The organism is Halopenitus persicus, assembly GCF_002355635.1.
GTDB classification, from domain to species: domain Archaea; phylum Halobacteriota; class Halobacteria; order Halobacteriales; family Haloferacaceae; genus Halopenitus; species Halopenitus persicus_A.
In genome coordinates, this window is the sequence record NZ_AP017558.1 from 2056737 (window position 1) to 2071294 (window position 14558).

At 69.0% G+C, this 14558-nt stretch carries 14 protein-coding genes; 9 read left to right on the forward strand and 5 right to left on the reverse strand.

Annotated elements, in window-relative coordinates:
- Positions 1-113: 113 nt before the first annotated feature.
- Positions 114-1340, reverse strand: a complete 1227-nt coding sequence (locus tag CPZ00_RS10040) for a threonine synthase (RefSeq protein WP_096390756.1) — start codon at positions 1338-1340, stop codon at positions 114-116.
- A gap of 157 nt (positions 1341-1497) precedes the next feature.
- Between CPZ00_RS10040 and pyk the strand changes: the two genes are divergently transcribed.
- The 5 genes from pyk to CPZ00_RS10065 all read left to right on the forward strand — a co-directional run bounded on the left by pyk (position 1498) and on the right by CPZ00_RS10065 (position 6384).
- A complete protein-coding gene (pyk, locus tag CPZ00_RS10045) occupies positions 1498-3258 on the forward strand; it encodes a pyruvate kinase (RefSeq protein ID WP_096390757.1) in 1761 nt (586 codons plus the stop codon).
- Positions 3259-3418: 160 nt separating this feature from the next.
- A complete protein-coding gene (locus CPZ00_RS10050; protein ID WP_096390758.1) occupies positions 3419-3655 on the forward strand; it encodes a DUF7312 domain-containing protein in 237 nt (78 codons plus the stop codon).
- An 81-nt stretch (positions 3656-3736) separates the two neighbouring features.
- A complete protein-coding gene (locus CPZ00_RS10055; protein WP_096390759.1) occupies positions 3737-4351 on the forward strand; it encodes an NfeD family protein in 615 nt (204 codons plus the stop codon).
- Positions 4352-4423: 72 nt separating this feature from the next.
- The gene (locus CPZ00_RS10060) at positions 4424-5554 is read left to right on the forward strand and encodes an SPFH domain-containing protein (protein WP_096390760.1); all 1131 of its coding nucleotides are present in this window, start codon (positions 4424-4426) and stop codon (positions 5552-5554) included.
- A 170-nt stretch (positions 5555-5724) separates the two neighbouring features.
- Positions 5725-6384, forward strand: a complete 660-nt coding sequence (locus CPZ00_RS10065) for a winged helix-turn-helix transcriptional regulator (RefSeq protein ID WP_096390761.1) — start codon at positions 5725-5727, stop codon at positions 6382-6384.
- Between the two features lie 45 nt (positions 6385-6429).
- On the opposite strand, the gene CPZ00_RS10070 is transcribed toward CPZ00_RS10065, so the two are convergent.
- Together CPZ00_RS10070 and CPZ00_RS10075 are read right to left on the reverse strand one after the other, a co-directional pair.
- Positions 6430-7170, reverse strand: coding sequence for an HAD family hydrolase (locus CPZ00_RS10070; RefSeq protein WP_096390762.1), 741 nt, complete (start codon positions 7168-7170; stop codon positions 6430-6432).
- A gap of 68 nt (positions 7171-7238) precedes the next feature.
- Entirely contained in the window at positions 7239-7484 is a 246-nt protein-coding gene (locus CPZ00_RS10075; RefSeq protein ID WP_096390763.1) for a DUF7123 family protein, read from the reverse strand.
- A 247-nt stretch (positions 7485-7731) separates the two neighbouring features.
- Between CPZ00_RS10075 and CPZ00_RS10080 the strand changes: the two genes are divergently transcribed.
- The gene (locus CPZ00_RS10080; protein ID WP_096390764.1) at positions 7732-9552 is read left to right on the forward strand and encodes a flippase-like domain-containing protein; all 1821 of its coding nucleotides are present in this window, start codon (positions 7732-7734) and stop codon (positions 9550-9552) included.
- Between the two features lie 277 nt (positions 9553-9829).
- On the opposite strand, the gene CPZ00_RS10085 is transcribed toward CPZ00_RS10080, so the two are convergent.
- Positions 9830-10342, reverse strand: a complete 513-nt coding sequence (locus tag CPZ00_RS10085; protein ID WP_096390765.1) for a DUF84 family protein — start codon at positions 10340-10342, stop codon at positions 9830-9832.
- A gap of 56 nt (positions 10343-10398) precedes the next feature.
- The gene (locus CPZ00_RS10090) at positions 10399-11190 is read right to left on the reverse strand and encodes a cobalamin-binding protein (RefSeq protein ID WP_096390766.1); all 792 of its coding nucleotides are present in this window, start codon (positions 11188-11190) and stop codon (positions 10399-10401) included.
- 196 nt (positions 11191-11386) lie between these two features.
- Between CPZ00_RS10090 and CPZ00_RS10095 the strand changes: the two genes are divergently transcribed.
- The 3 genes from CPZ00_RS10095 to CPZ00_RS10105 all read left to right on the forward strand — a co-directional run bounded on the left by CPZ00_RS10095 (position 11387) and on the right by CPZ00_RS10105 (position 14527).
- Positions 11387-12343, forward strand: coding sequence for a transcription initiation factor IIB (locus CPZ00_RS10095; RefSeq protein WP_021073049.1), 957 nt, complete (start codon positions 11387-11389; stop codon positions 12341-12343).
- Positions 12344-12381: 38 nt separating this feature from the next.
- Positions 12382-12759 carry a DUF192 domain-containing protein gene (locus tag CPZ00_RS10100; protein ID WP_096390767.1) on the forward strand — a complete coding sequence of 126 codons (378 nt, stop codon included), beginning with the start codon at positions 12382-12384 and terminating at the stop codon, positions 12757-12759.
- Between the two features lie 175 nt (positions 12760-12934).
- The gene (locus CPZ00_RS10105; RefSeq protein ID WP_394338416.1) at positions 12935-14527 is read left to right on the forward strand and encodes a (R)-citramalate synthase; all 1593 of its coding nucleotides are present in this window, start codon (positions 12935-12937) and stop codon (positions 14525-14527) included.
- Positions 14528-14558: the final 31 nt, after the last annotated feature.

The following is a 14558-nucleotide window of genomic DNA, read 5'->3' on the forward strand; positions in this document are numbered from 1 at the left end:
GGATCGACTCCACTGTTTATAAGGGCGTCGGGGAACGCCCCGCGGTCGTTTATAAGGCGTCGAGGAACGCCTTGCGATCCTTTATAAATATCCGGGCAACGCCTCGAGCACACTTATAAGGCGTCGGGGAACGCCTCGAGCGTCACCGTCTCCGTCCGCACGTCGTCCGGGTCGCCGACCGACTCCTTGAACCCCGATCCGGTGGCGATGCAGACGACCGACTCGTCCGCGTCGATCTCCCCCTCTCGAGCGAGCCGGCGGGCGCCGGCCAGCGACGTCGCCGAGGACGCCTCGACGGTGAGTCCCGCCGCGGTCGCCAGCCGCCGTTTCGCCTCGCGGATGGCGTCGTCCGGGACGGCGATCGCCGTCCCGCCGGTCTCGCGGGCGCCGTACAGGGCGCGGGTCCCGCTCGGCGGGTCGGGGTTCGCGATCGAGTACGCGATCGTCTCGCCCCGATCGCTGGGGTCGCCGCGTTCGACCGTCTCCGCCCCGCGTGCCGCGGCCTCGGCGATCGGCGCGCACGCCGCCGCCTGGACGAGGTAGAGCCGGGGCATCGCGTCCGCCGCGCCCGGCTCCGCGTCCGGATCGATCAGTCCGGCCGCCCGGAGATCCGAGAGTCCTTTATAAGCGCCGCTGGCGTGACCGCCGGAGGAGCTCGGGAGAACGATCGCGTCCGGGAGCTCGCCGGTTCGCCGACGATGCTGGTCGAGCGCCTCCAGCACCGTCGTCTTCTGGCCGGCGACGCGTCCCGGCGAGTCCGAGTTGATGAACCGGATCCCCCGTTCGGCCCCCGCCTCGATCGCGTCGTAGTAGAGCCGGCCGTAGTCGCCGTCGATCCGGAGGATTCGTGGGTCGTATCGTCCGATGTTCCGGATCCGTTCCGCCGAGATGTCGTCCGGGACGCAGACGGTACACTCGAGACCGGCGGCCGCGGCGTGGGCCGCGACGGACATCGCCATGTTCCCGTGCGAGACGGTCCCGACCGCGTCGGCGCCCTCCGCCAGGGCGATCTCGATCCCGACCGCGGTACCGCGGTCCTTGAACGAGCCGGTCGGGTTCCGCCCCTCGTCCGCGACCGAGACGGCCGCTCCCGCGTACTCGTCGAGCGCGGGAGTTCGAACGAGCGGCGTTCCCCCGCTGGCGGTCGCGAGTCCGTCCGCGGGCGGGGCGACCGGCAACAGGTCCGCGAACGCCCACGTTCCGGCCGCGAGGTCGATGGGCCACTCGAACTCGGCGACGGCCGAGTCGGTCTCGTACCACCGTGGCTCGCCGCAGGAACAGCGGGGGGGTGCGGGCGCTTCGACCGTCTCGCCACAGGCGTAACACGCGAGCGTCGGCATGGTTCGGATCCACACGGTGACGAGAAAAGCGATGCGGTCGAGAACGCGTTCTCGACTCGGCCCGCGTGGCGTCACCGGCCGGGTCGCGGAGGGGTTTTGAAGCTCCCCGCCAACCGGGTCGCGGAGGGGTTTTGAAGCTCCCCGCCAACCGGAAGGTATGCGAAACGCCAAGATCGTCTGTACGCTGGGACCGGCGTCGGACGACGTCGAAACCATCCGCGCGCTCGCTGACGCGGGGATGTCGGTCGCCCGGCTCAACGCGAGCCACGGCACCACGGACCATCGAAGAGAGGTCATCGAACGGGTCCGCGCGGTCGACGATGAGACCGACTCCCCGATCGCGGTGATGGTCGACCTCCAGGGGCCGGAGGTCCGAACCGCCGAGACCGACCAGCCGGTGGTCCTCGAGGCCGGGACCGACGTCCGGTTCGCTCCGGGCGAGACCGTGACGCCGACCGCGGTCGGGCTGTCACACTCGATCGCGGCCGCGGAGGCGGGGGACACGGTCCTGCTCGACGACGGCCGGATCGAGGCGACCGTCCGGCGGGTGGAGTCGGACGGCACCGTCGTCGCCACCGTCGACTCCGGCGGCGAGCTGGGCTCCCGGAAGGGGGTCAACCTCCCGGGCGTCGCCATCGACGTCGACCTCGTCACGCCGGGCGACGAGCAGGAGCTCGAGCTCGCGGCCGCGGCGAACGCCGACTTCGTGGCCGCCTCCTTCGTACGCGACGCTGCCGACGTGTACACGATCGCCGACCACCTGGACGCGTCCGGGGGCGGCGACGTCCCGATCCTCGCGAAGATCGAGCGGGCCGGTGCCGTCGAGAACCTCGCCGAGATCGTCGACGCCGCCGACGGCGTGATGGTCGCCCGCGGCGACCTCGGCGTCGAGTGTCCGCTCGAGGACGTGCCGATGATCCAAAAGCGGATCATCCGAATCTGCGTCGACGCCGGCGTGCCGGTCATCACCGCGACCGAGATGCTCGACTCGATGGTTCACTCCCGTCGGCCGACGCGGGCGGAGGCCTCCGACGTCGCCAACGCCGTGCTCGACGGCACCGACGCGGTGATGCTCTCCGGGGAGACCGCCGTCGGCGACCATCCGGTCCGCGTCGTCGAGACGATGGACCGGATCATCCGGCAAGTCGAGGGAAGCGACGAATACGCCGAAACCCGGGACCAGCGCGTTCCCACGGCCGACGAGGACTCCCGGACCGAGGCGCTCGCCCGCTCGGCGCGGTACCTCGCGCGCGACGTCGGCGCGACCGCGATCGTCGCCGTCTCCGAGTCGGGCTACACGGCCCGAAAAACCGCGATGTTCCGTCCGGGGGTGCCGGTCGTCGCGACGACCCCGACCGATCGGGTTCGCCGGCAACTGGCGCTCTCGTGGGGCGTCAACCCGCAGTACGCCGACTACGCGGCCGACATCGAGCACGTGCTCGACAACGCCGTGGACGCCGCGATGGACGCCGGCGTCGCGGACTCGGGCGACACGCTGGTCGTGCTCTCCGGGATGATGACCGAGATCGAGGGGACCGACACGGCGAACACCCTGAAGGTTCACGTCGCCGCCGAGACGATCGCCACGGGCAAGCCGGTCGTGAGCGGCCGGGCCGCCGGGCCGGTCGTCAGGGTGCCCGACGGCGACCTCTCGACCCTGTCGACCGACGCGATCGTCGCTCTACCGGAGTCGTTCGACGGCGAGTTCACCGGCGACCTCTCCCGGATCGCGGGCGTCATCGGAGAACGGCCGGGAATGACCGGGTATCCAGCGGTCATCGCCCGCGAGCTCGGCGTCCCGATGGTCTCGGGCGTCACGCTCCCGCGGGACGTGGCCGACGGCGACGTGGTGACCGTCGACGGCGAACGGGGCGTGGTCTACGAGGGCGACGTCACTCCCGAGACCCGGCGTCGGTAGCGTTCCACCCCACCGTCGGCCACCGGTGACCGTCGGTCCGTCATCCATCCGCCGCTCCGCAGATCCAAGCCATTCTCCCGCCGATCCGCAGATCCAAGCCATTCTCCCGCCGATCCGCCGACCCACCAGCCATTTACCCGCCGCCGCCGAACCATCGGGTATGAGCCGGAGCGACGGCGGACGAGGACACGCGAGTTCGGCGGCCGAGGAGGGGGACGATCCCGAGGAGGAGCCCGAGTGGCGGTTTGCGATCGACGACGTCGGTCCCGATGGGATCGTCGAGGAGACGACCCCGGCCGAGGAGCCGATCGAGCCGGAGCCGATCGATCCCGTTCACGCCGTCTTCGTCGCCCTCGGCGTCGTCATCACGGTCGGGCTGCTCGCGACGGCGCTGTGAGACGCGGGCGGGTTCCGGATGCGGCTCGTCAACAGCTTCCACCGTGGGATCACTTAATCGGCTGGAACCCCTACGACGGATATGGAACTCCTGTTCCAGGCCGGCGTTCTCGACCCGGGAACCCTGCCGATGCTGCTCGTGGTCGCGGGGCTGCTGTTGTCGGTCGCGGAGGCGATCGCCCCCGGCGCGAACTTCATCGTGGTCGGGGCGTCCCTGCTCGGCGCGGGACTCGTCGGGCTCGCGTTCGCGCCCCTCGCGAGCCCGTTCGCCCTCGGCCTGCTGGTGCTCGTGTTCGGCGCGATCGCCTTCTACGCCTACCACGAGTTCGACGTCTACGGCGGCAAGGGCCAACCGCAGACGCGAGACAGCGGGTCGCTCACCGGGCAGACCGGCCGGGTGACCGAGCGCGTCACCGAGACGGACGGACAGGTCAAACTCGATCAGGGTGGGTTTAACCCCCACTACTCCGCCCGTTCGGTCGACGGCGAGATTCCGGAGGGAACCGAGGTGATCGTCGTCGATCCCGGCGGCGGAAACGTCCTCACCGTCGAGTCGCTCGCGGGCGTCGAGGACGACATCGACCGCGCGCTGGCGGCCGACCGGAGCCCGACTGGAACGGGAAACGCGGCGAACGCGATCGATGCGACCGATACGGTCGAGGACGACGCCGACGCCACCGAAACCGAACGCGCGTGAGGGTCGGCGATTTCCCGTGCCGATTCACCCGGCGGGCCGAACGCTTATGATTGTCCTGTGGTAACGATCGGTATGGAAACACTGGCCCTCCAGTCGGTCTTCGGGCTCGCGCCGATCGGCTTCCTATTCCTGTTGTTGGTGGTCGTGGTCGTCTGGCAGTCCGTCGAGATCGTCGACGCCTACGAGAAGAAGGCGCTCACGGTCTTCGGGGAGTACAGGCAGCTGCTGGAGCCCGGGATCAACGTCATTCCGCCGTTCGTCTCGCGGACCTATCCCTTCGATATGCGGACCCAAACCCTCGACGTCCCGCGCCAGGAGGCGATCACCCGGGACAACTCGCCGGTGACCGCCGACGCCGTCGTCTACATCAAGGTGATGGACGCCAAGAAGGCCTTCCTGGAGGTCGACGACTACAAGAAGGCCGTCTCGAACCTCGCCCAGACGACGCTGCGCGCCGTCCTCGGCGACATGGAGCTCGACGACACCCTGAACAAACGCCAGGAGATCAACGCGAAGATCCGCAAGGAGCTCGACGAGCCCACCGACGAGTGGGGGATCCGCGTCGAGAGCGTCGAGGTCCGGGAGGTCAATCCCTCCAAGGACGTCCAGCAGGCGATGGAGCAGCAGACCTCCGCCGAGCGCCGCCGCCGCGCGATGATCCTCGAGGCGCAGGGTGAACGCCGCTCCGCGGTCGAGCAGGCCGAGGGTGACAAGCAGTCGAACATCATCCGTGCGCAGGGTGAAAAGCAGAGCCAGATCCTCGAGGCACAGGGTGACGCGATCTCCACGGTCCTCCGCGCGAAATCCTCGGAGGCGATGGGCGAGCGCGCGATCATCGAACGCGGGATGGAGACGCTGGAGGCGATCGGCCAGGGCGAGTCGACGACGTTCGTCCTTCCCCAGGAGCTCACGAGCCTCGTCGGCCGGTACGGCAAACACCTCTCCGGCTCCGACGCCGCGACCGACGCCGAGCCCCTCGACGCCCTGGAGTTCGACGCCGAGACCCGGCAGCTGCTCGGACTCGACGACATCGACGAGATCCTCGGCCAGATCGACGAGGCCGCGGAGATGAACGTCGAGGAGCTCGAACAGGAGGCGGAAGCCATCAAGTCGGGCGACACGGGCAGCATCAGGTCGGCCGACGAGGTCATCCAGGAGATGGACGAGGAGGCCCCGGCGGACGTCGAAACCGAACGAGAGTAGTTCGACCGGATCCATCCCTCGGTGCAGAACCGGCCCCGGACCAAACCCGAACCGGCCCCGGACCAAACCCGAACCGGCTCCGGAGCGGACCCAACCCGGGGCCGGATTCGTCGGACCCTCCGATCGTGGCGGGCGACGTGCTTTTATTCGCCGGGCGACAGGCTTCGATAGTGAGTGACGGCGTCGACGAACGGAAACGGCGGACGCTCCGGCGCTTTGCCGCCATCGGAGCTGCCGGCCCGCTCGTCGGCGGCGCACGCGCGGCATCCGAGGCGGACTCGGGTCGCGACGCCGAGACGTCGTCGGGGAGCCGCGATCGGCCCGAGACGAACGAAACCCGCGAGGCGATCCGCGGATACGTCGCCACGACTCCCGGTGCGCACTTCTCGAAGCTTCGCGACGACCTCCGGCTCGGAACCGGCGAGACGCAGTACCACCTCCGGAAGCTGGTCGATGCGTCGGCCATCGAAACGACGAAGGACGGCGAGTTCCGCCGCTACTTTCCGGCTGACCGCTTCGATGCGGTAGAGAAGCGAGCGCTCGGCGCCCTCAGACGCGACACGCCCCGCGGCATCGTCCTCCACCTGCTCCGGGAACCGACCGCGACCGGCTCCCGAATCGCCGAGGCGCTCGACGTCTCCAGACCGACGATCAGCGCTGCTGCCGGCGATCTCGAGGACGCCGGTCTCCTCGACCGGACCGACGGCTACGAGCTTCGGTCGCCCGAGCGCCTCATCACGCTCGTGGTTCGGTACGCCGACTCGTTCGGCCCCGATGCGAGGTCGTTTGCCGACGACGCGGCCGCGTACGTCCGCTATGACCCGAAGTAAGCGTTTTCAACGCCGTCTCGACTCCGGCATCGGCGTTCCGACCGGTCAGTCGTCGTCGATGACGTCCGGAATCCGATGGAGGGAGTCGATGACGTGGTCCGGTTCGACCGTGAACTTCCCGACATCGACGTGTGGTCGGTCGATCACGATCGCTTCGAGACCGGCCCGACGGGCGGCGATCACGTCGGTCTCCCGGTCGCCGACGTAGTACCCTGACTCCGACCCCGACTCTGGCTCCCACTCCGTCTCCAGCGCCGTGACCCCGCGCTCCAGGAAATCCGGCTCCGGCTTTCGGCGACGATACGACTCGATCGTCGGCTTTCGGCCGATCACGGCGTCGAACCGATCGGGGACGCAGTAGGTCGCGACGAACTCCGCGGTCGCCGTTCGGTTGTTGGTCACCAGTGCGAGCGACCGGTCGGCCGACAGCGACGACAGCGCGTCGACGTCCGGATACGTCGGTCGATCACCGGATCGAACGCGAGCATTGGTTCGCCGGGAGGCGTATCGTTCGCGCGCCCGCCACCACGCGTCCCGATCCACGCCAAGGAGCGAGCACGCCTCGTCGACGGGCGGGGAGTATCGGACCGCCTCGAGCGCCTCACGGGCTTCCCGGATCTCGGACGGTCCAACGTCATCCGACAGTCCGGTTCGCGTCCGGACGTCCACGCCGAACTCGCGGAGGGCGTCGTGTGCGGCCGCCCGGTAGACTCCGGGATGGGTCCCCGGTCCCGACAGGATCACGCCGTCCATATCGAACAGCAATGCGGCTCTCACGGATCCCATTCGGTCGGTGACGGTGGAAAACTCGTCGGTCGGTTTGTGACCTCAAACCCGATCGGTCGCCATCCAGGTTAGCGTTCGACCATCCAGGTCGTCCCGGAGGAGTATCCCCACTTCTCGATCGACAGGTCCGTGTTCGCCTCGCGAACCGTTCGGAGGTTCGCGCCGACCTCCTTTGCGGACAGGCCGAGGTCCTCGGCGATGAGTCGCGATTTAAAGTACGTCCGTGAGTCGGCTCGCTCCCGGAGGTACGTGAGGATGCGTCGCTGTTTCTCGGTCAGCGTCGCGTCGCCGGAGCGTGTGGTCGTCGCGCTCATACACTCCCCTACACGGTGGTCGCATAAGCACCGTTTGGTAGGATCGGTTAATCGGCTGCAGTCGGGTGGTTTATCGTCGATCGGGGTGCCGATCCCGCGGTTATCCGTCCGGCGTGGGTACGGTCGTCGAACCGGATCGACCCGTCCCCGATTTCCGATCGGAGTCGTCAGGTCGGACGGGGTGGACCCCGAACGGGGGTCGCACGCTTCAGAAGGTACTTACCTCGGCCGCGGCGATGTGGCCGTGATGACGGATCCCGACGGTGTGGCCCGCGTCAGCGTGGTTCTCCCCGCGTACGACGAGGAGGACACCATCGAACACACCGTCGAGCGGACGATCGCGGCCCTCGAGGGGTTTCTGTCTCCGAACGCCTTCGAGGTGATCGTCGCCGAGGACGGCTGTACGGACCGAACGCCGGAGATTGCCGACCGGATCGCGGCGGCTGACGACCGAGTTCGACACGTCCACAGCGACGAGCGGCTCGGTCGCGGCGGGGCGCTCGAACGGGCCTTCAGGGCGGCCGACGGCGACGTCCTCGTCTACTTCGACACCGATCTGGCAACGGATCTCGACCACCTCGAGGAGCTGGTGGAATCGATCCGGTCCGGCGACTACGACGTCGCGACCGGATCACGGTGGATGCCGGGCCGTGAGGCCGACCGGCCGCCCAAACGTGGCGTCCCCTCCCGTGCGTTCAACCTGCTCGTTCGGGGGCTTCTCCGGTCCGACGTTCGGGACCACCAGTGCGGATTCAAGGCGATCTCGCGGGACGCGTTCGGAACCCTGGTCGACGACGTCGAGGACGACCACTGGTTCTGGGACACCGAGCTGTTGGTCCGGGCACAGCGTGCGGGCCTCGCGGTCAGGGAGTTCCCCGTCGCCTGGGAGCCGAAGGGCGACACGAAGGTCGATCTGGTTCGTGACGTCTTCGGGATGGGGTCGCAGCTGCTGCGGCTCTGGTGGCAGCTGTCGGTTCGGCCGCGGATCACTCCACGCGTGAGCTTCGGCGCCGGGCTCCTGCTCGTGGCGGTCGCGGTCGCGTTGATGTCGACCTACATCGACTTCGGCGCCGTGATCGCGGAGATGCGTCGTGCGGACACGACGCTCGTCGCGATCGCGACCGTCGTGTACGCCCTCTCGTGGCCGCTCCGTGGTTACCGGTATCGGGACATCCTTCGGGAGCTCGGATTCACCGAACGGACCGGATTCCTGACCGGCGCGGTCTTCGTCTCGCAGACGGGGAACCTCGTGTTGCCGGCCCGGGGCGGCGACGCGATCCGCGCGTACATCGTGAAGGTCCGACGCGGGATCCCGTACCCATCGGGATTCGCCTCGCTGGCGGCAGAGCGCGTCTTCGACCTGCTGACTCTCGTCGGGCTCTCCGGTGCCGTGCTCGTCGGATACGCCGCGTCCGGCCGACTCGGCGAGATCGTGGCTGCGCTCACCGACGGCGAGGCAGCGGGTGACGCCGGATGGACCGCGGCCCTCGTCGCGATGGGCGTCGGCCTCGTCGCCGTCGGCGCCGTGATCGGGATCGTGTTGTCGGCCCGGTCGGACTCGAATCACGTCCGCTCCGCGATCGCGCGGGTGAGCACCGACTCCTACGGCGAGGCGGTGGCGGACGTCCTCGAACGGTTCGTCGGCGACGTCCAACGCGTGGGCGGCGACCCGATCGCCTTCTCCCGAGTCGGTGCCACCAGCGTGGTCATCTGGGCGCTCGACGTGCTCGTCGCGGCGATCGTCCTCGCGGCCTTCAGGGTCGATCTGGACCCGGTCACGCTGATCGCGGTCTGTTTCTTCGCGGTCAGCGTCGGCAACCTCGCGAAGGTGATCCCGATCTCCCCCGGCGGGATCGGCCTCTATGAGGGCGCCTTCACCGCGATCATGGTCGGGCTGACCCCGATCGGCGTCTCGACGGCCCTCGGTGCGGCGGTCCTCGATCACGCGCTAAAGAACGTCGTCACTCTCGCGGGCGGCGTCGGGTCGATGCTGGCGCTCAACGTCTCGCTCACGACGGCCGTCGAGGAGACGGCGGACGTGAACGAGGCCGAGGCGCTCCAGGAGTGAGCGTCGGTCGCCTCACGGCGAGGGATTCGAGGCGCTTCGATCGCGAGACCGCGCTGAACGGTGGGCGAACGGGCGACACGGATCTCGAACCGGGCCGTCGACTCGCCGTCTGGAGTCGGTCGGTTCGACGTCGCGGATCCCGGAACGTCCGTGTCGCACGCCCGCGTTCCGTCCCGGGCTCGTCATCGATGCACGGGCGGTCTGGCTCGCGATCGCTGAAAAACGTCCGGGGGATCCGTTCTCGTGAGGGGTCCGGATCGGCTGGCGTCCGACGACGTCACCGCGAAGGGTCGTAGAGGTCCGTCTCGAAGGGACCGCACGCGCCGGCGACCGCGGTCGCGAGCGCCTCGGTCCGGTCGAGACGGCCGTTCGTGAACGCCGCGATCGCGCCGTCGCGTTCGGCGAGACCGGCGTCACCGGTGACGTCGGCCATCACCGGTCCGAGTTCCTCGCCGTTGCGAACCCGACGCGCGACGTCGGCGGGGAGGCGAACGCTCGGGCCGGCGCCACGGCCGACCGTGGCTCCGTCGTCGAGCGTGGCCCACATGATCAGGAAGAGTCCGTCGCGTCCGTCGACGGTGGCGACGCCCCCCTCGAGACCCACGCCGAGATCGTAGCCGGCCTCGAGGGCCGCTGCAGCCCGTGTGTCGGCCCCGCGAACGGTCTCGCTGCGTCCTCGCGGCTGTTCGGAAACGCCGCTGTCGACCGGGACGACCTCGACGGATCCCTCGAGGACCGACGCCACCGCTGCACGCTTCACCGGGTTTCCGCTGCCGACGCCGATACGCATCGTCGGGGATCGGTCGGGGGCACCAATACGGATGTCGGTTGGCAGAGCGACCGCCGTCAGCGTTCTTCGGATGATGAATCCACGAAGGCGCCGGGATGAAGGATCCGTGCCAGTCGCTCGACGCCCTCGACCAGGCTCGGTCCGGGCTGGTTCAGGAGGTCGTCGTCGATGGCGTGTACCGACGCGTCGATGGCCCAGTCGCGCTCGTGGATGACGCTCGGGTCGGCGCGATCGCCGTAGCCACACGGATGGAGAACCACGTGGTCGGGGTCGTGTCGTTCGACCGTCTCGCGGTCGATCTCGTGTGATCGCTTGCCGGCGTCGACGAACGGATATCGGCCGCCGGCGGCCTCGACCACGTCGGGAACCCAGTTGCCGGCTGCCATCGGCGGATCGGACCACTCCTCGCAGTAGACGACCGGTCGATCGACCGACTCGGCGGCGAGAAACGTCTCGACGCTCGTTTCGACGGCTTCGATCCGGTTGCGAAGGTCGTTCGCGAGCCGAGTTGCCGCGGTCGGTCGGTCGATCGCCTCGCCGATCGTCGCCGCGGACTCGATCACCTCCGGAAGCGTGCCGGGCTCGTGATGGCGGACGCGGTGGCCGCGGTCCTCGAGTGCCGTCACGACGTCCGCCTGGAGACCGTCGCTCGTGAACACGAGGTCGGGATCGAGCGCGTCCACCAGGTCGAGGTCGGGGGTCATCCACCCGCCGACGCGTTCCGGGGCCGGATCGACGTCGCCGGGGTCGCAGTGGTGGGTCACCCCGACGAGTCGGTCGGCGGCTCCGAGTGCGCGGAGCAGTGCGGTCGCGCTGGGAGCGAGCGAGACGAGACGTGGCCGGTCCATGCGTGACCGATCGCCCGCCCACGCCAATGGGTCTATCGGCATCCCACCCGTCCGTGTGGGTGTGTCTCATCGAGGATCGTGATCGTTCGTTCGATTTTGCTCTCCGGATTCCGGTCGATTTAAGTGTCGTTCCCGCGTCTTTCGGGTAAGTACTTCCTTGGGATCTTATTGACCCACCCCAGGGGGGATGACATCTATGAGTGAACGCACACATCTGCGGGAGAGAAACTCCCAGCGCGAGACGGAGACCGACGAGGGGCTCACATGCCCGGAGTGTGACGGCCACGTCGTCACCGACGAGGAGCACGGCGAGACGGTTTGTTCCGACTGCGGACTCGTCGTCGAGGCGGACTCGGTCGACCGCGGGCCGGAGTGGCGCGCGTTCGACTCCCGCGAGAAGGACGAGAAGTCCCGCGTTGGTGCCCCGACGACGAACACGATGCACGACAAGGGGCTCTCGACGAACATCGACTGGCGCGACCAGGACGCCTACGGCCGGTCGCTGTCCGGCCGCCAGCGACAGAAGATGCAGCGGCTCCGAAAGTGGAACGAGCGATTCCGCACCCGCGACTCCAAGGAGCGGAACCTCAAGCAGGCGCTCGGCGAGATCGACCGGATGGCCTCCGCGCTCGGCCTGCCGGACAACGTCCGCGAGACCGCCTCCGTCATCTACCGACGCGCGCTCGACGAGGACCTCCTCCCCGGCCGCTCCATCGAGGGCGTTTCGACGTCGTGCGTCTACGCCGCCGCCCGAATGGCCGGCGTCCCGCGGAGCCTCGACGAGATCTCGGACGTCTCCCGCGTCGAGAAGTCCGAGATCGCCCGCACATATCGCTACGTCGTCCGGGAGCTCAAGCTCGAGGTCAAGCCCGCCGACCCCGAACAGTACGTTCCCCGGTTCGCCTCCGCGCTCGAGCTCTCCGATGAGGCCGAGATGCGCGCCAAACAGCTGCTGAAGAACGCCAAGGAGAAGGGCGTCCACTCCGGGAAGTCCCCGGTCGGGCTCGCCGCGGCCGCCGTCTACGCCGCCGCGCTGCTCACCAACGAGAAGACGACCCAGGCGGCGGTCTCGGAGGTCGCCGACATCTCCGAGGTCACGATCCGGAACCGCTACCACGAGCTGCTCGAGGCCGAGGAAGGCCTGATCGCCTGAGACGGCGATCCTCCCTTTCAGTCCGTTCCGTCGAAGCCGTGCGACTCGTTCATCACTCCGCGTCCGCCGACGGCGACTGCATCGCCACCACGGTTGACGTCGCCGACTCGTTTCTCTCGCGGGCTCGTGGGCTGATGTTCCGCCGGTCGATCCCCGACGACTATGCGCTCGCGTTCCCGTTCGGCGAACCGAAGTCACGGACGCTGCACATGCTGTTCGTCCCCTTTGCGATCGACGCGGTCTGGCTCCACGACGGGGAGGTGACCGCCGTGAAACGGCTGCGTCCGTTCGTCGGTATCGGTCGCGGTCGTGGCGACGTCGTGGTCGAGCTCCCCGCGGGCGCGGCCGCGGACGTCGAACCCGGCGACCGGCTCGACTTCCTCGCCACGGACGGCACGACCGTCGTTCCCGGCTGATCGATCGGCACCGATCGATCGGTCGCTGCGTGCCCGACGGTCGCCCGTCGAAACCGATCGCACGTTCGAAAACCCGTCACCTTATTAGGGTGGGCCGCATTGCCACGAACACGAATGACACGAGATACTCGTGGTAATTCGGAGGATAGAGGAAGTCGCCACACGGCGGCTGGCCGTGAAATTCTCCGGTAACACCGACTACCCGGCTCGTCCTTCTCACGACGGGCCAGCAACCGACGCCGTTCTCACACCGCTTTCCGATCGCGATTCCGTTCGACTGCTCGACACGACCCTCCGGGACGGCGAGCAGATGCCGGGCGTCTCGTTGACCCCCGAGCGGAAGCTCGAGATCGCGCGCGAACTCGACGCGACGGGCGTCCACGTGATCGAGGCGGGATCGGCGTGCACTTCGGAGGGTGAGCGCGACGGCATCCGACGAGTTGCCGGCGAGGGACTCGACGCCACGGTGACGAGCTTCGCCCGCGGCGTGCGCTCGGACATCGACCACGCCCTCGACTGTGACGTCGACGGGGTCAACCTCGTGGTTCCGTCCTCCGACCGACACGTCGAAACCAAGGTCGGATCGACCCGCGAGGAGGTTCTCGCCAACGTCGAGGACCTCATCGCGTACGCGAAGGACCACGGGCTCTGGGTCGAGCTGCTCGGCGAGGACGGCTCCCGCGCCGACCTGTCGTATCTCCGCCGGATGGCCGAGACGGGCCACGACGCCGGCGCCGACCGGTTCTGTTACTGTGACACCGTCGGCGCGGCCAGCCCCGAGCACACCCTCGAGGTCGTCGCCGAGCTCGCCGAGCTCGGTCCGACGGGCGTTCACACCCACGACGATCTCGGATTCGGGATGGCGAACGTCCACGCGGGCCTGCGCGCGGGCGCCGACTTCGTCCACGCCACCGTCAACGGCGTCGGCGAACGCGCCGGCAACGTCGCCCTCGAGGAGGTCGCGATCGCGCTCGACCGCTGTTACGACGTCGAGACGGTCGAGTTGGAGCGGCTCTACCGGCTTGCCCGGCTCGTTTCGGAGGCGACCGGCGTCTCGCTCCCGCCGAACAAGGCCGTCTGCGGGGCGAACTCCTTCGCCCACGAATCGGGCATCCACACCGACGGGACGTTGAAGGACGGCGCGATGTACGAGCCGTATCCGCCCGAGGTCGTCGGGCGCGAACGCCGGCTCGTGCTCGGAAAACACGCCGGCCGCGCCGGCGTCGCGGCGGCGCTATCGGAACACGACGTCGACGTCGACGAGGACGAGCTCTCGGCGATCGTCGAGCACGTGAAGGACCTCGGGGACCGCGGCAAGCGCGTCACCGACGCCGACCTGCTGGCGATCGCCGACGACGTCCAGGAGCGCGACCGGGACCGACAGGTCGAGCTGCTGGACCTCACCGCCTCCTCGGGCTCCGGGCTGCCGACCGCCTCCGTCCGGCTCCGGGTCGCCGGCGAGGAGCGGGTGGCCTCGGGTCACGGCTCCGGCCCGGTCGACGCGGCCGTCACCGCGGTCCGCGCGGCGCTGGCCGACGAGAACGTCGAGTTCGAGCTCGACTCCTACCACGTCGACGCGATCACCGGCGGCACCGACGCGGTCGTCACCGTCGTCGTCGAGCTCTCCCGCGGCGACCGGACGGTCACCGTCGAGGCCGCGGAGGCCGACATCACCCGCGCGAGCGTGATCGCGATGGTCGACGCGCTCGACCGGCTCTGCGGCGACGTCCTCGAGACGGACGGCGAGACGCCCCTGGCCGACGACTGATCCGTTCGGCCGCGCCGTGCGCCGTCCGTCC

Excerpts from the sequence above, each read along its gene's own strand:
- CPZ00_RS10040 (WP_096390756.1), bottom strand. The coding sequence starts at position 1,340 with ATGCCGACGCTCGCGTGTTACGCCTGTGGCGAGACGGTCGAAGCGCCC.
- CPZ00_RS10080 (WP_096390764.1), top strand. The coding sequence starts at position 7,732 with ATGACGGATCCCGACGGTGTGGCCCGCGTCAGCGTGGTTCTCCCCGCG.
- CPZ00_RS10060 (WP_096390760.1), top strand. The coding sequence starts at position 4,424 with ATGGAAACACTGGCCCTCCAGTCGGTCTTCGGGCTCGCGCCGATCGGC.
- CPZ00_RS10095 (WP_021073049.1), top strand. The coding sequence starts at position 11,387 with ATGAGTGAACGCACACATCTGCGGGAGAGAAACTCCCAGCGCGAGACG.
- CPZ00_RS10050 (WP_096390758.1), top strand. The coding sequence starts at position 3,419 with ATGAGCCGGAGCGACGGCGGACGAGGACACGCGAGTTCGGCGGCCGAG.
- CPZ00_RS10085 (WP_096390765.1), bottom strand. The coding sequence starts at position 10,342 with ATGCGTATCGGCGTCGGCAGCGGAAACCCGGTGAAGCGTGCAGCGGTG.
- CPZ00_RS10070 (WP_096390762.1), bottom strand. The coding sequence starts at position 7,170 with ATGGGATCCGTGAGAGCCGCATTGCTGTTCGATATGGACGGCGTGATC.
- CPZ00_RS10090 (WP_096390766.1), bottom strand. The coding sequence starts at position 11,190 with ATGGACCGGCCACGTCTCGTCTCGCTCGCTCCCAGCGCGACCGCACTG.
- pyk (WP_096390757.1), top strand. The coding sequence starts at position 1,498 with ATGCGAAACGCCAAGATCGTCTGTACGCTGGGACCGGCGTCGGACGAC.
- CPZ00_RS10075 (WP_096390763.1), bottom strand. The coding sequence starts at position 7,484 with ATGAGCGCGACGACCACACGCTCCGGCGACGCGACGCTGACCGAGAAA.
- CPZ00_RS10055 (WP_096390759.1), top strand. The coding sequence starts at position 3,737 with ATGGAACTCCTGTTCCAGGCCGGCGTTCTCGACCCGGGAACCCTGCCG.